The 19,763-nt window shown below is 56.8% G+C and carries 19 protein-coding genes; 4 read left to right on the top strand and 15 right to left on the bottom strand.

The window, feature by feature from the left end; genetic code table 11:
* The first annotated feature begins 329 nt into the window (after positions 1 to 329).
* The 4 genes from JJD66_RS25110 to JJD66_RS25095 all read left to right on the top strand — a co-directional run bounded on the left by JJD66_RS25110 (position 330) and on the right by JJD66_RS25095 (position 4,143).
* On the top strand, positions 330 to 1,058 hold the full coding sequence (locus JJD66_RS25110) for a winged helix-turn-helix domain-containing protein (RefSeq protein WP_003211381.1): 729 nt from the start codon (positions 330 to 332) through the stop codon (positions 1,056 to 1,058).
* Entirely contained in the window at positions 1,051 to 1,806 is a 756-nt protein-coding gene (locus JJD66_RS25105; RefSeq protein WP_008435428.1) for an EAL domain-containing protein, read from the top strand. The genes JJD66_RS25110 and JJD66_RS25105 overlap by 8 nt, the downstream gene beginning before the upstream one ends.
* Before the next feature lie 32 nt (positions 1,807 to 1,838).
* Positions 1,839 to 2,528 (top strand): winged helix-turn-helix domain-containing protein, encoded by a 690-nt coding sequence (locus JJD66_RS25100; RefSeq protein ID WP_008435430.1) that lies wholly within the window; start codon positions 1,839 to 1,841, stop codon positions 2,526 to 2,528.
* Positions 2,529 to 2,748: 220 nt separating this feature from the next.
* Positions 2,749 to 4,143, top strand: a complete 1,395-nt coding sequence (locus tag JJD66_RS25095; RefSeq protein ID WP_200649291.1) for an undecaprenyl-phosphate glucose phosphotransferase — start codon at positions 2,749 to 2,751, stop codon at positions 4,141 to 4,143.
* 264 nt (positions 4,144 to 4,407) lie between these two features.
* Here JJD66_RS25095 and JJD66_RS25090 read toward each other — a convergent pair whose 3' ends face one another.
* The 15 genes from JJD66_RS25090 to JJD66_RS25020 form a co-directional block, all read right to left on the bottom strand.
* Complete coding sequence (locus tag JJD66_RS25090; RefSeq protein ID WP_200649290.1) at positions 4,408 to 6,498, bottom strand: YjbH domain-containing protein; 2,091 nt, start codon at positions 6,496 to 6,498, stop codon at positions 4,408 to 4,410.
* Entirely contained in the window at positions 6,495 to 7,262 is a 768-nt protein-coding gene (locus tag JJD66_RS25085; RefSeq protein WP_134326352.1) for a capsule biosynthesis GfcC family protein, read from the bottom strand. The genes JJD66_RS25090 and JJD66_RS25085 overlap by 4 nt, the downstream gene beginning before the upstream one ends.
* Positions 7,259 to 7,918, bottom strand: coding sequence for a YjbF family lipoprotein (locus JJD66_RS25080; protein ID WP_032899416.1), 660 nt, complete (start codon positions 7,916 to 7,918; stop codon positions 7,259 to 7,261). The genes JJD66_RS25085 and JJD66_RS25080 overlap by 4 nt, the downstream gene beginning before the upstream one ends.
* Before the next feature lie 14 nt (positions 7,919 to 7,932).
* Positions 7,933 to 9,045 (bottom strand): polysaccharide export protein, encoded by a 1,113-nt coding sequence (locus JJD66_RS25075; RefSeq protein ID WP_143495494.1) that lies wholly within the window; start codon positions 9,043 to 9,045, stop codon positions 7,933 to 7,935.
* A gap of 85 nt (positions 9,046 to 9,130) precedes the next feature.
* On the bottom strand, positions 9,131 to 9,415 hold the full coding sequence (locus tag JJD66_RS25070) for a hypothetical protein (protein ID WP_003211359.1): 285 nt from the start codon (positions 9,413 to 9,415) through the stop codon (positions 9,131 to 9,133).
* A gap of 179 nt (positions 9,416 to 9,594) precedes the next feature.
* The gene (locus JJD66_RS25065; protein ID WP_003211357.1) at positions 9,595 to 10,938 is read right to left on the bottom strand and encodes a UDP-glucose dehydrogenase family protein; all 1,344 of its coding nucleotides are present in this window, start codon (positions 10,936 to 10,938) and stop codon (positions 9,595 to 9,597) included.
* Between the two features lie 12 nt (positions 10,939 to 10,950).
* Positions 10,951 to 12,378 carry a mannose-1-phosphate guanylyltransferase/mannose-6-phosphate isomerase gene (locus JJD66_RS25060; protein ID WP_200649289.1) on the bottom strand — a complete coding sequence of 476 codons (1,428 nt, stop codon included), beginning with the start codon at positions 12,376 to 12,378 and terminating at the stop codon, positions 10,951 to 10,953.
* 54 nt (positions 12,379 to 12,432) lie between these two features.
* Entirely contained in the window at positions 12,433 to 12,909 is a 477-nt protein-coding gene (locus tag JJD66_RS25055; RefSeq protein ID WP_200649288.1) for a glycosyltransferase, read from the bottom strand.
* Positions 12,910 to 13,308 carry a polysaccharide biosynthesis protein gene (locus tag JJD66_RS25050; protein WP_003211350.1) on the bottom strand — a complete coding sequence of 133 codons (399 nt, stop codon included), beginning with the start codon at positions 13,306 to 13,308 and terminating at the stop codon, positions 12,910 to 12,912. It lies immediately after the preceding gene.
* A gap of 92 nt (positions 13,309 to 13,400) precedes the next feature.
* Positions 13,401 to 14,363 carry a hypothetical protein gene (locus JJD66_RS25045; protein ID WP_087694223.1) on the bottom strand — a complete coding sequence of 321 codons (963 nt, stop codon included), beginning with the start codon at positions 14,361 to 14,363 and terminating at the stop codon, positions 13,401 to 13,403.
* 54 nt (positions 14,364 to 14,417) lie between these two features.
* Entirely contained in the window at positions 14,418 to 14,960 is a 543-nt protein-coding gene (locus tag JJD66_RS25040; RefSeq protein ID WP_200649287.1) for an acyltransferase, read from the bottom strand.
* Complete coding sequence (locus JJD66_RS25035) at positions 14,961 to 15,806, bottom strand: polysaccharide lyase (RefSeq protein ID WP_325167117.1); 846 nt, start codon at positions 15,804 to 15,806, stop codon at positions 14,961 to 14,963.
* An 18-nt stretch (positions 15,807 to 15,824) separates the two neighbouring features.
* On the bottom strand, positions 15,825 to 16,976 hold the full coding sequence (locus tag JJD66_RS25030) for a polysaccharide pyruvyl transferase family protein (RefSeq protein WP_023658752.1): 1,152 nt from the start codon (positions 16,974 to 16,976) through the stop codon (positions 15,825 to 15,827).
* Complete coding sequence (locus JJD66_RS25025) at positions 16,973 to 18,433, bottom strand: oligosaccharide flippase family protein (RefSeq protein ID WP_200649286.1); 1,461 nt, start codon at positions 18,431 to 18,433, stop codon at positions 16,973 to 16,975. The genes JJD66_RS25030 and JJD66_RS25025 overlap by 4 nt, the downstream gene beginning before the upstream one ends.
* Complete coding sequence (locus JJD66_RS25020) at positions 18,430 to 19,701, bottom strand: DUF6369 family protein (RefSeq protein WP_200649285.1); 1,272 nt, start codon at positions 19,699 to 19,701, stop codon at positions 18,430 to 18,432. The genes JJD66_RS25025 and JJD66_RS25020 overlap by 4 nt, the downstream gene beginning before the upstream one ends.
* Between the last annotated feature and the right edge of the window lie 62 nt (positions 19,702 to 19,763).

The following is a 19,763-nucleotide window of genomic DNA, read 5'->3' as shown; positions in this document are numbered from 1 at the left end:
AAACGCTTCGATTTCAAGTGCCCGATCGAAGTCATGGGCGAGGTGATGCAGGAAGCCATGGCTATGCGGCATCATGCTCCAGCTTCAAATCAATAACCGTGTTGCACTCAGCTTCTGCAACCGCCCACACTAAAAAATTTGCACTAGCATATGAGTACTCCGGTCCACAAACCCGCTCTCAACACCCGCCTGAAATCCGCCTTACCCCCCGCAAATAAAGTGCCGAATGTTAAAATTTGTCACGTTTTGGCGTATTCAATTCGATTAACATCTAAACGCCTGCAGCGATTGAATTGACGGCCTCGCATGCCGGAAAAGGGAGCAACGTGATGCATTTTTCCAACGTCCTCGCTATTGCACGGACCCCATCGAAATCCGAGGACTTCAGCGAGCTTATAGTTCGTACTGTACCGAAAAATCTAAAAGTCGATACACGCTCCTACGGCCAACTAATCGGTCCCTATGCAAGCCATGGACATTACCGTGCCATCATCATAGAGATCGACACCCCCTCTGCCAGCACCCAAACGCTGGACATCATTAAAAAAACCAGATCGGAAAATCCTGGCAGCACCATTTTCCTGGTTGTCACCTTCGCCACTACACTAAGCAAAACCAAATATTATCTCGCAGGCGCCGATTACTGCATAAAGGTCGTCGAGAGCTCGCCCGAGAAAAAACTTGCCCTGTTTGCCGCGTTCCTCAGCGAGACATACTGGCTAAGTAATACTGATTTGCTACTCGATCAGGATCGCATGTGCATCTACGGGGGTGGCAAAAAGCTCGAAGTGTCCTTTGTCGAAATGAAAGTACTGGAAGCGCTCATTCATAATCGATTGCTCAGCCATGATGAAATCGCCGTGGTAATGGGGCTGAATCCCCGATTTTATGATTCAAGGGCCCTCGAAAAATCGATTAGCCGGTTACGTGGCAAAATAAAATCACATTACGGAAGCAATATAATTCAGAGCATTCGCGGTTACGGCTACAAACTAAGCAGAGGGCTGGCTTCGGTTAATCATATCCACCCCGTCAGGGAGCGGTCGAACCGTGAATAGCGGAACCTTATTACGTGAGGCGTCAGCCTGCTTCACCTTTTCGCGGCAAGCGATACTTGAACGAAGTTGCACGCTGTGGGGCAGTGAGATCCGCGTCCACGCCGAGCCTGCGCTCGACAGCCCGCGTGATGACGCCTGCCCGTTTTATTCCGAACAACTTAAAGACGCCTACAGCGAAGCCCTGCAACATGCCAGGCCGAGTTCATTTGCCCGCACAAGTAAACGTTTGCGCGCGGATAAAAGCCCGGGCCTCCACAAGTTTTTCCGAGTTGAGCAATCGCTGTTGATGAATGAGGACCTGCTCAAGGAAATTATCGATACTTCACACACGCTGGAAAAAAACAGACAACAACTCATTGTCAGCGTTGAAAACACACTGGACACCCTTCCGGGCCCGCTGGAACGCCGGAGCATGATCCGTCAACTGTATAGCCTGAAAGACCAGAGCAACCTGAAGCTTGCCTATAACAATTACACATTAAATACAAAAAACACCGACCTGCTGATCGACTTGAGTCTTTATGACTATATAAAAATGCCTTTTCCAGACTCGGCCCTCAGGCTCAGTCTGAACACCCGCTCGGGCCTGTTCGACCGGCTTTACGACCAGATGCTGGGGCTGATGAGCACCACCCGGGTCTCCTTCATCGCCGACAACGTCGAGCACGCCGACAGCGCACTTCTCGCCAGACGCTTGCCTTTTGACTATTTTCAGGGCCCCTACTTCTCCCCTGCTGATAGTTTATGAACCCCCGTACTTTCCTGGAATCGGTGAATGCCATGAGTTCTCTCAAGAAACACACATTTACATCGACGTACCCGTCAATCGCACTGCACGATTTCACGCCAAATGTGGCATTTTTACATTACGACGTCGACAGCGGGCCGCTGATCGAAACCGTGGAAAAAACATCGGACGCTTCGACCAGTTCCTACGCCGTTACCAAAGAGCAAAATTTCAATCTGTGGCTCAGTAACTATGTCGCCGCCAAAAGACTTTACGAAGCCAGTAATCGACTGACCCGACAACTTTACGACGCATCAAAAAAACCTAACATCACGGCTCTAAAATCAGACGTCACACACCCGGACCTGAATAACACCACCACGGAAACAGTTAACTCATCCTCTGCATTACGCGGCCCCGATGTCTGGCTACTTACCCAGCAAGATCGTGCGCTGGTGAAAGGTGGGCTACGCATTTCCTTGACCACTATTGAGTCGGCATTGATCAAGAAAATGCTGAACCATGAAGAACGTGTGGTCAGCAAGGAAGAACTTATCCGCAACATCGGACGTGAGCCCGACCTCTATCGCGGGCTTGAAATGTGCCTTAGCCGATTGCAGGACAAGTTCAAGCGCGTGAATGATGGCGAACGCCTGTTCCGCGCGGTGCGTAACCGTGGCTACTGCCTGACACAAAAAATAAAAAGCCCGCTGAGCAGTCGCGCAAACGTCACAGAACAATAATTATTTCATAAAAATTACAATTCACCCTGCCTATTAGAACGCCTTTCTATCTGCCATTTTATAACAACATGACCGCGTTATAAGTCGTCAGCCATTGCTCCCTGCCATTTATTACTATCAATACGCACGCCTACGCGTGCGCCTGCCATTTGATAGTCATTAAAACCACGCCTCGCTTTAACCTGCCAGCACGTGAGTGGATACCACAGGGAGCAGAAGTATGCTTAACAACAGAAGAATGCATCGTAACCTTACACCCAAAGGCCTGACCTTTTGGGGACAGTGGGCAATTGCCCTGAGTGTGGTCGTTGTACTTTTGTTTTCACTGGTACTTTTCAAGACCGGGCAATTGGAATCCCACTACCGGATATTGGCAGCCATTACAATACTGGCCTCTATACCGGCCTACATGTTATGTGACGTCTATAGCAAAAAAGATGACTTTTTTGTTGGGCTGGGACGATTATTCACCGGCTGGTTATTGACCCTGGGCATATTGTTCGCGGTCGGCATAGCCTGTAATGCCAGTTCGCTGTTTCCCTTCGAGATCCTGCTACTGTGGGCCGCTGTCAGCTATCCAATACTAGCCCTTTGCTACATTCCCATTCACAGTCTATCCAGGTACTACCACCGGCAACGACATGAGCGCCAGAAATCGCTGATTATTGGTACGGGAAAACTTGCAACCGACTTGGCCAATACTCTCGCCAGGCAAAAACGCTCCCCTCTGGTCGGTCTCGTAGGTCCCCGCACCACCTCCCCCCAGGCCGGCACCCAGCCTCAGATCCTCGGTGACTTGCCCGATCTTCCCGCGCTGATCCGCCAGCACGGTATCCGCCGCCTGTACATCACTCACTCTCTCCAGGAAGCGACCCACATCGAGGCGCTGTACCTCAACCTGCTGGAGATCAGTGTGGACGTGATCTGGGTGCCCGACCTCAACAACATGCTGCTGCTCAACCACAGCGTGGCCGAGGTGGATGGATTGCCCGCGATCTTCCTCAATGAAAGCCCGCTGACCAGCCGGCCGACCGCCGCACTGAGCAAGTCGCTGCTGGACAAGAGCCTGGCCCTGTTGGCGATCATCCTGCTCAGCCCGTTGCTGCTGCTGTTCGCCCTGCTGATCAAACTCACCTCTCCCGGCCCGGTAATTTTCAAGCAGGATCGTCACGGCTGGAACGGCGAGGTGATCAAGGTCTGGAAGTTCCGCTCGATGCGCGTGCATGACGACCACGAAGTGCGCCAGGCGAGCCGCAACGACTCACGCATTACCCCCGTAGGGCGATTTATCCGCCGCACCTCCATCGACGAGCTGCCCCAGCTGTTCAACGTGCTGCAAGGGCATATGGCACTGGTCGGCCCACGCCCGCATGCCGTCGCCCACAATGACTACTACTCGGGCAAGATTCGCGCGTACATGGCGCGGCATCGCATCAAGCCCGGCATCACCGGCCTGGCGCAGGTCAATGGCTGCCGGGGTGAAACCGAGACCCTGGAGAAGATGCAGCAACGCGTCGATATCGACCTGCGCTATATCAACAACTGGTCGCTGTGGCTGGACATCAAGATCCTGTTCAAGACGCCGTTTACCCTGCTGTCCAAAGACATCTACTGACCCCGCCCTTCCCCGTGCCGCTGCATCGGCGGCGCGGGGCACCAGGCGCGTTTTGCGCCCTCCCCGCCACCACTCCCCGCAAGGCGCAACGATAGCGCCCACAGCAACGCCCGGGCCCGGGCCATTCGCATAGTCATCAAAGAGGAAAGTCAGGCAAGTGTTGCGCGCCGGCATTGCACCTGGCGCTGTAGCTTTCTGGCTTGGCGACTGCCCGGCGCATTTAACGCCGGGCAGTCGATAACCTTGTCGGCAGATGCCGCACCGTCACTCCGTGATCTTCTCGAAGTTGTTATAGAACAACTCGCTGTCACGCCCGTCAGTCATGGTCTGCAGCGAATAGCCGCGGTTCAGGCGTGCGCCGCCGTCACGGGTCAGTGGCGCCCATACGACGTTGGCCCGACGCATCGTCGAGGTGCTCATCAATTCGTCGAAGGGGACGGAAATATAGATACCCTTGTCGAAGCTGCCTTCGCCATATTCTTCCTTCGAGGCGGTGGTCAGCGTCACCCAGCCACCAAACTTCACGCCGTTCTTGAACTGGCGCGAGATGTCGACGGTGGTGCCCCAGTCCCGCGCCAGGTAACGCCCCACACTGACGGCGGCCAGGGTGTCATAGGGCAGCTCGGTATAGCTGGTGACATGGCCGGTGATGGTCTGGTAATCCCGCAGGCCGAAGCCCTGGTTGAAATCACGCTGGCGCACGAAGTTCAGGTCTGCGCCCACCGACCAGTGCTTGCCCGTCGGCCGGAACAACACCTCGCCGCCCACCCCGGCGTACATGGACTCCAGGTAGCCGCCGTAGACCATGCCATACAGGTCGCGGTCCAGGCGCTGCGCATGGTTGACCTGGAAGTTCGGCATCGTCACATCGGACGTGGTCATGTATTGACGCAGGTCGGTGCGTACTCGCGGCAACCCGCTGGGTGCGTCGTAGGTGAACTTGTCGTAGTTGTTCAGCAGGTTGGCGCTGAACAAGCCGCTCCACCAGGTATTGCGGGTAAAACGGTACTCCGCGTCGGCGTCGGCAGTGAACTGATAAAGCAAGCCGTCGGGGCCACCGATGTTCTGTTTGTAACCCAGGCCAAGGCCATAGTTGAACGGCTCGGATTTTCTGCTGTAGAGCGTGGTTTCCCGATGGGCAACCGCCGGGTTGACCTCGGTATTACGGTGCAGGTCCGTCAACGGCTGCTGGTTGTTCACCACGCCGCGGAAGGTGTCACGGGGCACGCTGGTTTCTTCGATGGGCATGTCATAGCGCTTGTTCACCAGGGTGAACCAGTCGATATCCTGATTGGCGCTGTTGTCGAGAATCCGGCTGGCGCGTCCCACGGCCTTGGCTGAATAGAAGTAGCGTTGCTGCTCGCCATACACCATCAATTCCGAGCCGCGCCGGGCAATGCGCTCCACCTTGTAGCCGGCATTCTGCTGCAGCCTGTCGGCGACGTTGGCCCAGTTGACCTGGTCGGCCGGGGTGGTGGGCATGCGCGCCGGCAACGGTTCGGCGGGCGGGTCATAGGTCTTGACCGGTGCCTTGCGGCTGACAAAGTTGGTGTGCAGGGTGATGCCGAACATCGCGGTATTCCCGCGTTCCCAGGCCGCACTCAGGTCGACGCTGTCAGCCAGCTTATAGACCACGCCAATGTTTACCGGCGAGTCCTGCTTGATCGGGTTGTCCAACGGCTCGTGCTTGTAGTCATTGCCCTCGTATTCGAGTTTCAGGCTCAGGGGTTCCCAGGGCGTTTGATAGGCGATCCCGCCGAACAACGAAGGGCGGCCCCTGAAATAGGCGTTGGAGTTCACATCCCCTGCCCTGGCGACGACCGCAGTGCTCTTGGGCCGGTCGTTGAATTTGCTGCCGAACACCGACAGCGGGTTGCCGAAGTCGCCTCGGTTTCCCAGGTAGCCCCAGGCGATGCCGAGGCTGAAATCCAGGTTGCCGTGGCGCTTGTTGGCGACAAAGTATTCGCTGGAAAACAGCCCGGTACCGCCGATGTCCCGGGCACCGAAAGCCACCTGCGGTGCCCACCGGCTTTCCTCCCAGAGCCGCGCCTTGAAGTCGATGGCCTTGTCCTTGAAGCTCTGGCTTCCGCTCAACGCCTCGGCGCCGTACCTGCGGTTGCTGATGGCGGTATAACGAAACGAACCCTCCAGCCAATCAAACGGTTGCAGGGAAAAACTGTAGCGCGAGTAGGGATCGGTGCGGTTGGCGTTGGCGCTCAACTCTCCCGCCGGGGCCATGCGTGCGGTGGGGGTCTGTAGCAGGCCCACGCCGCCGAAATCATTTTGGGTGTAACGGGGGTCACCGTGAGCCAACCCGCAAGGCAACAGCAGTACAGCCGCAAAACGTAAATTCAAGGGTTCACCTCAGCCAACGGTTGAGTGGCGAAAAACTCGGCCAGTTGTTGGTTGAGATCAGGGGTCGGCGTCTCAAGGTCGTCGCTGCGGATCGGCACCAGGATCCTGCTGCCGGGGGCCGCCACCACGCCGTCCTCGCGATTCCACGCCGCCACGCCCACGCGCCGTACCTGGCCGTCGGGCTGGATCAGCCACAGGTCATCGCGCTCGGCGTCATCGAGGACCGTGCAGTCGCCAACATAATCCCGCACCTCGCGCATGGCCCGGTACGGCACATCACAGGACTGCGCGACCGCCCCGAGCACCTGCACGGTGGACGGCCTCACGGGGTAGACCAGCCGGTCCCCGTCATCCAGCAATGCGTTGCGCGCGAACCCCGTCTCCACGGCGATCGGGTCCAGCACTTGCACCTGGCGGCCGGTGACCGGCAACTGTTCGACCTGTCGATACAGACGCGCACTCAAGTCCGCCCGGGAGCCACGGTCATCCAGCAAGGCCCCTCGTTGCAGCAGTTTCAGATCGAACAAAACCCCTGCCTTCAAGCGTTCCTGCGTGCTCACCAACGACTGGTGCAGCCACGCGGCGCCCAACCAGTAGCTTTCTGCATTGGGTTGGGCCACACGAATAACGTCCAGCAAACGCGCCCCCGGCTTGACCTCGAAGGCGCCAGGGCTGCGCACATCGCCACTGACTGTAACGGCCGCCTGGCCAGTGCCGGGGCCGATCAGCAACAGGCCCAGCCATAAAAGCTTCGAACACTTCATCGGGCTGCCTCCCGGTCGGGACGCAACTGCACGATTTTCAGGGCCAACCGGGGCGTCAAATGCTGCTCGCTGCGCCAGATGAAACCATCCTGCGGGTCGACCCAATAATGGTTGGTGGCGCGGAAATTCAAGGTGGGAGCGTCCACCTGCTCGTCGATGCGCAGCAAGGCGTAATCCTTGTCCAGAATGCGGAGGGTCTCGATACCGTGGCTGCTGAAACGGCTGTTGACCGCGATACCGATTCGGTTGCCGTCGTAGAGGTCGATCCAGCGTGTGCCGGTGTAGCCGTCGGGCAGATGCTGGAGGCCGCGCTTGAACGGCGATTCGCCACTGAAACGCGTGCCATCCAGGGAAACACCCAGCCCGACAGTGCGTACCACCAGGCCGTCACGCATCATCACCACTTGCTTGCCGGAAGCGACCCAGAACTGCAGGTCGCCCCGGCGCCGGGCCATGGCCATCACGCCCTCGCTGACGGCGGTGGTCACCAGGATCTGCGGGTATGGCACCGCGTCGACCTGGGCGCGGGTCACGTTGATCGGGGCCGGGCCCGTCACAGAGGTTTCGAGGGTGTACCACGACGCCCTCATCAACGGGTTACACCCGCACAACAAGAGCGCCATCGACAGGCAGGCGCTGGTAGGCAACATTTTCACCACGGGATAACGCCTTATCTGCTGTTGACTTCGCTGAGGTCATTGGCCGATCGGGCACCAATTCCAATGGCACTGGCGGTCGGCAGCAACTGGCTGATCAGGCGGTTCCAGCGCGTCACGCCGGCCGGCCCGACGTACACGATGTCCTGGGGTTGCAAGTCGAACCGGGTGGCCAGCACCAGCGCGGACGGTGACTGGGCATCGAGCTGGAACACCTTGGCCGGTTCGGCTTCCAGGTTGTCCACGCCGCGAATCACATAGACCGCATTGCCATTGGAAGTGGTCTGGTTCAAGCCGCCTACGGTACCCAGGGCATCGGTCAGGTTGATCGACTTGCCCTTGAAGCTCAGGGCTCGGGGCTGATTGACTTCGCCCATCAGGTAGACACGTTTCTGGTCGTTATAGGGCAGGTACAACCGGTCGCCGCCCTTGAGGTAGATGCCCTGCAGTTGCGAGCCCTGGCGATTGAGGCTGTCCAGGTCAAGCGTGTACTCACGGCCGTCGCGCGTCAGGGTCAGGCTCGAGAGGTCGGCATTCGTGGGGTCGACACCGGCGGCCCCAATGGCCTCGACGGCGCTCAATGGTGTGGTGGTGATCGGCTGTTGCCCGGCCTTGATTACCGCCCCGGTCACCACCACTGTCTGGCTGGCAAACCGCAGGACACTGACGTCGACCTGTGGGCTTTCAATAAATTGCGACAAGCGCCCGGCGATAAAGGCCCGCAGCTCTTCGATGGTCTTGCCGGCCACCGGGACGTTGCCGATATACGGATAAAACAACGTGCCATCGGGGCGAACCAGGCGCCCGTTGGCGTCGATCTGCTGTTGCGGCCCGGACGGTGCCGTCAACTCGGGATGGTCCCAGACCGTGATAAACAACAGGTCATTGGCACCGACGCGATAGCCACCGGGCACATAAGACAACAGTTCCGCCGGCACCGATTCACGAACATGCGTGGCGGCATCCATGGCAATCAATTTGGGGGTGATGGGAATCAACTCTACCCGAGTACTTTCGGAAGAACCCTCACTGGACATTTGACTGGTGTCCATATGTTGACCAGGCGAAAACATGCAGCCGTGCAAGCTGAAACTTGCCAGCAAAAGAACAGGTAACCTACGAATCATAATGGCACTACGCTAGTCGAGGGCGAGTCTAAAAAAGATCACCCAGAAGTTCCGGGTGATCTTGAACAACACACATTGCGGGTTATTAGTTGGTACCGGTGGTACCGCCTGTACCGGTGGTGCCGCCGGTGCCGGAAGTACCGCCATTGGAACTGCCGCCCGAGTTGGAAGCCGCCGCCGCAGCGCCGACTACCGCGGTACCGACCCCGACGGTTTCACCGAGCGTCACGCCGCCCACGAGCGGGGTGCTCAACGACAGGGGCTCGCTCGCGCCGGCCGCATCGCTCAAGGCCTCGCTCGCGACTTCACCTGCCGCCAATGCCGCAGTACTGCTAAAGGCCAGCACGCCGGCCAACAGTATTTTCCTCATATCAGACTCCTTCTCGATATTTACCCCTTATCAAATAATGCAATAAGGGCGTAGTGATGGAACGGAGATAAACAGGCTATGCAAACTGCGCAAAGATCCTGTTGGATCACGCACTTAACCTCCTCGAAATCATCTCACTTGTGGATAGCTCAAACCACCAATGTTAATAATCGTCAGGATTAAACAACGGGGCGTACCGATAACCCGCGACCAATACCGTAATACTCGAAACCATTGGCTTTCATACGCTGCGGATCAAATATATTGCGGCCGTCAAAGATCACCGGCGTGCTCAGTTTTTCTTTTATCAAGTCCAGGTCCGGGGCCTTGAACTCCCGCCATTCGGTCACGATCACCAGCGCATCGGCACCTTGCAACGCCGCTTCCTTGGTGCCCATCAGCAACAGGTCTTCGTTCATCCCGTAAATGCGCTGGGTCTCGGCCATCGCTTCGGGGTCGAATGCCTGGACCCGGGCACCCACGCTGCGCAGTTGTTCGATCAACACGCGGCTCGAGGCCTCGCGCATGTCATCCGTATTGGGCTTGAAGGCCAGGCCCCAGATGGCGAAGGTCTTGCCCTCCAGCTGGCCGCCGAAGTGGTGGTGAATATGCCCGAACAGGTGCTGCTTCTGGCGCTTGTTGACTTCCTCGACGGCAGACAACAGCGTTGCCTGATAGCCGATCGACGACGCGGTGCGCTCCAGCGCCTGCACATCTTTCGGGAAGCACGAGCCGCCATAACCGCAGCCTGGGTAGATAAAGTCGTAGCCGATCCGTGGATCGGAGCCAATGCCTTTACGAACCGCCTCAATGTCGGCGCCCAAGCGTTCGGCGAAATTGGCCATTTCATTCATGAAGGAAATCTTGGTGGCCAGCAGGCAATTGGCCGCGTACTTGGTCAGCTCGGCACTCCTGATGTCCATCGTGATGATCTTTTCGTGGTTGCGGTTGAAGGGTTCATACAGCTCCCGCATGCGGTCCACGGCGTAACTGCTGTCGCTGCCGATAATGATCCGGTCGGGCCGGGTGCAGTCGGCGACCGCCGAACCTTCCTTGAGGAACTCGGGGTTCGAGATCACGTGGAACTCCACCTCGAGCCCCCGCGACGTCAACACCTCGGACACCTTCGCCCGGACCTTGTCCGCCGTCCCCACCGGCACCGTGGACTTGTTAACGATAATCTTCGGCTCGGTCATGTTGAGCGCAATAGTCGCGGCAACGGAGAGCACGTACTTGATGTCGGCGCTGCCATCGTCATCAGGCGGGGTGCCCACGGCGATGAACTGCACCTCTCCATGCCGCACGCCTTGCGCGGCGTCGGTGGTGAAGTGCAAGCGTCCGGCATCATGGTTCTTCTGGACGAGCGCACTCAGCCCGGGCTCAAAGATCGGAATAATGCCGGCCTTGAGGTTCTCGACTTTAGTCGCGTCCACGTCGACACAACACACCTCATGCCCCGCGTCGGCCAGCACCGCTGCCTGCACCAGACCCACATAGCCGATTCCAAATACAGTTACATTCATTTCAATCTTCCTTTAAACAAGCTCGAGGCGGCCATAGCGGTCTTCAAAGCGGATGATGTCGTCTTCGCCCAGGTACGAACCCGATTGGACTTCAATCAGCTCCAGCGGGATTCGCCCCGGGTTTTCGAGGGAGTGCACAACGCCAATGGGGATGTAGGTGGACTGGTTCTCGGTCAGCAGCACTTGCTTGTCGGCGATTTGCACATTCGCGGTGCCGGACACCACGATCCAGTGCTCGGCCCGGTGGTGGTGCAGTTGCACCGACAGCTTGTGCCCCGGCTTCACCGTGATCCGCTTCACCTGGTACCGATAGCCCTGGTCCACCGAGTCATATTTGCCCCACGGCCGATAGACTTCGCGGTGGCTGGTGCTCTCGATCCGGTGCTTTTCAGTCAGCTGCGCGACTATTTTCTTGACGTCTTGCGCGTGATCCTTGGTGGTCACCAGGATCGCGTCGGCGGTCTCGACGACCACCACATCATTGATCCCTGCAACCGTGACCAGGCGGTGGCTGGCATGCACATAGCTGTTGGTGACGTCCTGCAGCAGCACGTCGCCCAGGGTGCAGTTCTGGTTCTGATCCTTGAGGCCCGCTTCCCACACTGAGTCCCAGGCACCCAGGTCGCTCCACGGCGAATCGAGGATGACCACCGACGCGATGTGGGTCTTTTCCATCACCGCGTAATCGATCGACACGTTGGGTGCGTTCACAAAATCCACCTGGCTGAGCCGGGTGAAATCCTGGTCATGGGCCGCGTTGGAGAGGGACAGTTCCGCGGCCACCATGATCTCCGGGCTCAGGCGCTCCAGCTCGGCCTTCATCACCGAGGCGCGGAACATGAACATGCCGCTGTTCCAGAAGTAGTTGCCTTGTTCCAGGTAGCCTTGCGCGGTCGCCAGGTCGGGCTTTTCCACGAAGGCATCGACATGCGCGGCGCCGTCCACCGCAGCCGCTTGAGTACGGATATAGCCGTAGCCGGTCTCCGGCTTGGTGGGCACAACCCCGAAGGTGACGATCTTGCCTTTGTTGACTTCCACCTTGGCCAGTGTCAAGGCCGCATTAAACGCTTGGGTATCGCCGATCACATGGTCCGCCGCCAGCACCAGCAGGATCGGATCGTCCCCATCCACCAGCGCCGACAGGGTTGCCGCCGCAATCGCCGGGGCGGTGTTGCGGGCGGTCGGCTCAAGGAGGATTTTCTGCGGGATCACGTCCAGTGATCGACTTTGCTCGGCCACGATGAAACGGTGTTCTTCGTTGCACACAATGATCGGCGGGCTGACGGTCTCGCCCTCTATCGACAGGTTCTTGATGCGATCCAAGGTGGCTTGAAACAAACTCAAGTCACCGTGCAGCGCAATAAACTGCTTTGGTTTAAGCGCTCTTGAAAGCGGCCACAGGCGCGTGCCTGAACCGCCAGACAATATAACTGGGATCATAACGATTACTCGATGATTAAAGGCAATAAGAGCGGATTGACAAACAGCCGAAACTTAAGAAGTGAATGACTTCACATAACTGATCAAGCGGTCCCTTTCGGTAAAGTCCAGTGAACTTTCGGTACTGCTGTAGTTAAGCGCCGAATCAATCGCCGAAAAGAACGCATCTTTATCATGGGCGATAAACACAGAGGGAAGGTCTGAAAAGTTTTCGGCGGTGTCGTACTGGTGATTATTGATGTGTTCACCGCGCCGACTGTCGCGCGGGACAATAACAATCGGTTTGCCCAGTTCAAGGGAGCGAATGATATTGCCCATGCCTGCATGGGAAACAATCACCTTTGACGCATTGAAGTTCTTGGAAAACAGCGGCTCGGCGATGGTCTTATAAGCCGTAATGCGCCCCAGGTCATTTTCGTTATTGCCCACCTGGGCAACAATCGGGACCTGCGGGTTTGCATGACTCCACTCATGCAAGTAGCCGAGCATTCTTTCAAAGGGTGCTTGAGTGCCAACGCTGCAAAATATCATTTATACAATCCTCCCTTTATATTGGGCGCGGCTGTTTTGCGACAGCGTGGGCCACTGGGTCAGCAACTCATCGACAAAATACACAGCGATCCTGCCGGACAACGAGAGCTTCTTGGGATTGGCAATGCTGTCGATCCACAGGGTCTTTTTGCCCATCAGTTTTCCCGCGACCAGCCCCAGCAACCCCGGTGCCGCCCCGGTGGAGATCACGTACCTGGCCTTGCTGCGGTAAACGATCGCAAAGATCTGGCAAAAGCCCTTGATGATCTTCAACGGTTCACTGCGATTAAAGTCCGGGACTTGCGCGAAGGCATGGGTTGGATACTGCGAGCCAATGCTGATATCCACGGTGGCGATGGTAACTTTTTGACCGTCGAAGGCAGGCAGCAACTTGCTCATTTGTACCCAGTGCCCACCTCCAGAACAAATCAATAAAACATCACTTGATTGACTCATGACGGTTCCCTTCCTGTCAGGTGTAATAGACATCATTAAATAGTGGCGGCAGTTCTTAACAGTTGGGCCTGGCCTTTCCAGCGGGTTATTCGCTTGGCTTTGAGCAAGGCCGATTTCTCTTTATAGGTTTCTTGATTGGCGATGAGCTGCGCGACGCCGGCCTTGATGGACAGCGGGTCCAGGGTGTCGACAAACACCGCCGCCTCGGAAAACAACGAGCGCAGTACCGTGGTATTCGAAAGCGCCATCGGCCTGCCGGCGCTGACCGCTTCGTTGGCCACGCTCAGTTGGACGTTGTCGCGGGTGGTCAGGCCGAGCACCACATTCGCGTGGCACAGCAGCTGTTCAAAGGTCGCCTTGCTGAGGAAGCCGGTCAGCTTGATGTTCTCGGGGAGTGACGCCACGAGTTCCTCGGAGAGCTTGCCCTGATGCTTGCCGGTGATCAGGAAGTCGACACCGGGCATTTCGCGGGCGGCGTTGATCACGATCTCGATCGGTTCATCGATATCAAACGAGCACGGAAACAGTACATAGGGTGTCTCGCGCTCACTGGCGGGCGCCGCGTGAAAGTCACACGGCAAGTCTTCCAGGATAAAGATATTGGTGTCCTTGACGCCCAGGCCGGCCAACTCTTCTTTGACTTTAAAATTATGAACGACGACGGCATCGATTCTATTCAACAGCGCTACCGTGCCCGGAAAGCCTATCCATTGTTTGCGCAACAGGCTGTTGTGGGCATCGGCGATAATCTTCAGCCGCCGGTTGAATATAAACTTGTAGGCCAGTGCTATATGCAATACCGGGCTCGGCGGCAACTGCACCCACAGCACGTCAGGCGAACCGGCCAACAGGGTCTTCAGGGTTTTAAACGACTTGATCAAGTAATCCAGCGGCCGCGCGGATTTCTTCTTGAACTGGTTGGGCAGATGCAGAATGTCATACGCCCAGTATTGCTTCATGGTATCGGCGCGTCGTTGATAGCCAATCCATGCAATCATTAATGATTTCACGTCAGAGTCCTGCATAAATAAAGGTGGGGCCAGTGAGATTGCTTACACTGCAAACCAGATCGGAAAGTCGGCGTTGTATCGAATGGTGTTGTTTCTGAAGCGGATATGTTTGGCCGGATTGCCTCCCACGATCGAATACGCTGCAACGTTGCGCGTGACCACACTGCCCGGATAAACAACCGCGCCTGTTCCGATGGTGACGCCTGGCATCACCATCACATTGGGAAAGATCCAGGCATTGTCTTCAATCAACACCGGCTTCCCCACCAGGCAACTCATGGGGTCATCAATATCGTGGCCCAGCGTATAAATCCGGGTGTTATGGGAAATATTGACGTTGTCGCCGATGCGGATGCCCGCCCGGCTATCCAGGTAGCAGTCGTAATTGACCGTGCAGTTTTTCCCGACCGAGAAGTTGCCGAAGGAGAAAAACACCACGTTGCGGTGGATCGTAGTCCGGGCGCCCACCCGGCATCCGGTTGCCCGGAGCAACGCGCGTCGCAGATTGAAAAACAACGCCAGGCTGAGCAGCGTATTGAACAGCGCAACAGCGGCCTTCTTGATGTTCAGTTTCAGGTTCTTCATCTACTCGCCCTGCCCTGCAGTATCCGTTACGCGCTGTGAACTCATCACAAAATTCCTGAAGCGGATATTGGTACTCACCGGCGTGGCGAAAGACGGGTTATTGCCACCGAAGAACGTCGAAAACAGCAAGCCGTCGATGGTGATCTCCGGCGTGTCTCTAAACGTCAGCCCGGTTTCCGAGTGCACCAGCTGGTTGTCGTACCAAATGGAAATCACACCGTCGGCCTGCCCCGGCGTATTCAACTTCACCAGTTGCTCCAACCTGTGCCATTGCCCCACCGTAAAGATCCAGGAACCCAACCCGACTGCCGTGCCCCAGGTTTTACTGGTGGGCAAATACGCGTAAATGGCGCCGGCGCCCTTTTCTTTCCAGATGTAGCGCGTGGAAAAGCCGTCATGGCCGTTCGGTATCTTGCCGCCCGTATTGCCGGTGCCACCGTAGAGGCCCGGGAGCTTGCCGCCTTTTACAAAGTCGAAATTCCTGTCGAACTTCAACTCATAGGTCAGTACCAGGCATTCCCTGCCCGGTTGCGGCAATGGGGATTTGAATTCAATGCCGCCGTAGGGCAACCCAAGCCGCACCATCGAACCCGGGTCATAGGAGCCGGCCGGAAAATGCACGGCAATGTCCTTGATCTTTTGGCTGTAGGCCTTGTTCGTCAGATTGGCCCTGCCCTTTATGCTGCTTTGCGCCTGGGGCCCGTCGGCCATCTGCGAAATGTCCGGCAGTGACGGGTAGATGTTCTTGATGCCTGGCTCGCAACGGTCGTTCAACTCAGATGCGCCGCTGGCAGCTACCTGCAGGGCGAACGCCACAATGAGTAGCGTCGAGGCTGTCTTTTTCACGTCGGTTGCCCCTCCACTTTATTTTTCATCGACCCATTTCAAAAAGTCGTCGACCGCTTTTTGCGCAAGGGAAGAACGCTGGGCGATCTCCTGCTTGAGGTGCTCGGCCATTTGCGCCTTGGATTGCCGGAATTCGCTGATGGTGGCCTTGATCACCTCAGGGTCTGGGGTGCTGACCAGCCGGGTGCCCTGCGGCAGCATTTCATGGACTTTTTTCAGCTTGTTTTCGATTTCAACCGCGATGGTGGGAAAGCCCAGGGAAGCCGGCAACAGTACACCGTGTGCACGGGCGCTGATGATCACGTCGGACTCGACGATCAGTTTCGCCATGAAGGTTTCGGGCGTATCGCCCGCCGCGTCCCAGCACAACCATTCGAACCTGTGGTACTTGTCGATCAGGTGCTGGTCACGTTCCTTGTACAGCGAGACCAGGCGTACCTGCTCGCCACGCTTGGCGAGCTCATCCGCGGCCTGGACCATCGCCTTGATGAACTGTTGCCCGTTCGCGTCATGGGGCCAGTCGCGCAGGATGAAGGACAGGTACTTGCCCTTCTTGAGGCTGCCGACCTCCAGGTCTTTGCTGGAGATCCACAGGTCGGAAAGCAGGCTGGGGTCGGTGTACACCTCGACGTCGGACTTTCCGAAGGCCTTGCAATGCTGCTGGCTGGTACCGTCCCGCACGGAAATGTAGTCACAGCGATTGATCACGCTGACGGCGCGGGTCAGCAGCTTGCCGCCGCCATCGAAGGGGCCCAGGCCAATGCAGAACGCTGCCAGGCGCCGGTGGAAATAGATCCTGTCGACACCACCGCGCAACCCGACATACAAACGCAGAAGCGTGGACTTCAGGTCGGTCTGCGCCTTGATGCTCTTGCACAGCTTCGCCACGATGCCTTTGTTGGCAGCCGCCTCTTTGGCCGGTGGGATAAACGAGAAGAACTGGCCCCCACCGCCCAACACCACCAGGTCAGCCTTGACCGGCTCCTTGATGTGCAGCCACTTGATACGCGGGTTGAAGTTCCTGGCGATCTGCGGATGATCGACACCCACCGCTATATCCGATTCCTTAAAGCGTTTTTTCAGAATATTGATCACGCATAGCATTAATACGTCATCACCCAAATTACCAGGACCGTATGCCCCCCGGATATATACTTTGCTGACATTCATGCTGGGCTTCCATTTTCCACGGGGTCATTAAACACGGCATTCAAGGCAAACGTTGTTGCGAGAATGTAGATAAATATCAGCGCCATGATCATCAATCGATACAGCACACTTTCGACGTAGGCGCTTGATATGAAACTGATGAGAGGCAATGTCCACAAGATCAGGATCCTGGGAGATACGAGCAACTCCAGAGGTAATATCTTCTTGTAGACGAAATACGGCAGTCCCAGCAGGAAGTGAATAAACTGCGAGCCGATAAATGCCTTGGCAATCCCGATTGCACCTTCTTCCCGAAGCCACAGTGCTCCGGCAATGAATAACACTCCCCATAGAATGTTACTCATCACACTGAACCAGGCCAGGTTCATCACGATCATCTTTCTTGAAATACCGGACTTGAATGCACTGAGCAGCGAACCCAGGATTACCAGGACTAATGTCACTTCAAAATCCCGCCCCAGGAAACTGCTGCCATACAGTTTGGCCAGCAACTCGGGGAACATGATCACCGGCTGTATGATCACCAACACCACCAGCCAGCCCGACAGAAAGTTCAAGGCGTCCAACTTGCGGCTTTTACCGCCCAGCGCGGCGGCCAGCATCGGCACCAGCACAGAGCCCAACACCACGGAAACATGGGAAAAGATCGCGTTCCATTGCATCGCGGCGGCGTACATGCCCAATGCGGCAAGGCCGTTAGTTGTTTCCGCCAGCAGCTTGTTGGCGAACCAGTTCATCGGGGCGACCATCAACCCCGTCAGCAATACCGGCAGGCCAACCGACAGCACTGCGTGCTTTTCAGTCATTGCACCTTTGAAACTCAGCGTGGTATTTCGGGCCTTCATAGTCTTCCAGCAGGCCAGTGCGCTGAAGAACACGATCAGCAATTGAGAACCGGCCAAGCCCAGCAGCGCACCGTTGAGTCGGAACTGCAGGGTCAGGAAGTACGTCGCCGGGATCGCGACAATCGCAATGATTCCGTTGATGGTCGCGATTGTCCGGTATTGGCCCCAACCGGTCAGGCAGCCCTGGGTCCATCCCGACAGGATAATCAACGTGATGGTGCTCAATACGATCAGCGATGCAGCGCTGAGGCTGTCTGCCCCCAGGATAACGCTGGAGAAAAAGTGCGGGAAAAACAGCGCTGTCCCGATGATCATCCCGCTGAACACAACCGAGAACAGCAACGTCAGCGCGATGCCCCTGCCGGTCTTCTCGGGACAGGTCTCCTTGAACTGCCCGATATGCTTGGCCGTCGCCGTGGTGGTGGCTTGGGCGGCGACGTTGGCAAGCATCACAATCGCGCTCTGGATCAAGCCATACTCGCCAAACGATTGCGCACCCAATACGCGGGCAACCAGGATGCCGGTGATCACCACCGACACTTTGGTGGCCACGGCAGAAACGAAACTCCATGCCGTACTGGACACGAACTTTTTCAACAGTGTGCTGTTCATCCGGCATTCACCTGCAAGGGTGTGGTTATCAGCGGCAGGCCAGGCTTGAGGGTCTTTTTGCGTTGCCTGGCGGTGTGTTCGGAACAGACCCGCAGCACAATCGCGCCATACGCGATACCGATGGCGTACGGCTGATAAGGCGTGGCCGAGACAACGAACATCACCCCCAGAAAGATGGCGATCGAAACCGCCACCCGGCTGTTCATGTGCTGGGTAATCGAGGTAATGAACACGTACAGCAAGTACACGCCGATCAGCCCGTACTTAACGAAGTAGGTTAGGTAGGCACTGTCGATATTCGAGTTCTTGTCATCGAGGCCACGGTACTCGAACCAGGGAATCTCGAACGGCGTGCCCGCGCCCAGTCCCACAAAGTAATGCAGCGGGTTCATGCCGCGGATCAACTCCAGCGCCGGGCTGAAGCGCGTGGCCAATTGGGCGGCCATGCCTTCGGACGACAAACCATCATTGATTCGATCAGCCCCGATCATATTGCTGATGCCAATGAACGCCATCAGCACCACCGCCCCGGCCAGGGCAACGCCTATCATGCGGGCCGGCCGGGTGTATTGGTGGATGATGATCGCCGCAAACACCGAGACAAAGATGAAGCGAGAGTTGGCAATGAACAAACAGATGAATGAAGTGGCCAGGCAAATGCTTGCGAGCTTTTTCCTGTGTTCGAACAGCCGTGGGTCTATGAAGTAATAAATCAGATAGGCCACGGCGGCGTACGTACCGCCGTCCAGGTAGCGGTAGGCGTTTTCTTCATAGTAGACGTCTTGAAACTTGTACAAGCCCAAGCGTAACCAGGCAATGTCCAGCACATTGAAGGCGGTCATCGCGATCAATAGCAGGAGCACTGTCTGCAACTTCAGCGTTTTTGCGGCAAGGGTCGCGATGTTCGAGAGCACGATAAATGACAGGATCATTATAAACGGCCGAACATCCTTCAACAGGTACTTGTTCGAGGACTCCAGCAGGCCGCAGGCGAGTAACACCACATACAGCCCGCACCCAAAAAGCAGGCCGCCCGGCACCGTCAATTGTTTCTTCTGTGTAGCCACCTGCCGGATCAGCAGTGCGCCCAGCCCGCCCACGATATAAAAGTCAAAGAAGTAGATACCCTTGAGCGAGATTATTTCGCTGTAGGAGTTACCCGTGGGAATAACAGCCAGCATTATCCCGAATACTACGATTGAGTATTTTGGATTTTTCGCCGCGAGCAAACCCGCTGACAGCGCGATAAGGGATAACAGGTAAAACATGGCTGGGTATTCTTTATGCTGATTTGAATTTGGCACGCTACCGCCCCAGGATTTTTCGTTCA

The sequence above is a fragment of the Pseudomonas sp. MF6751 genome (genome assembly GCF_016613265.1).
In the GTDB taxonomy this organism is placed as follows: Bacteria; Pseudomonadota; Gammaproteobacteria; order Pseudomonadales; family Pseudomonadaceae; genus Aquipseudomonas; species Aquipseudomonas fluorescens_BV.
The sequence above is the reverse complement of the archived record's forward strand: the minus strand, read 5'-3'. Positions and strand labels throughout refer to the sequence as shown.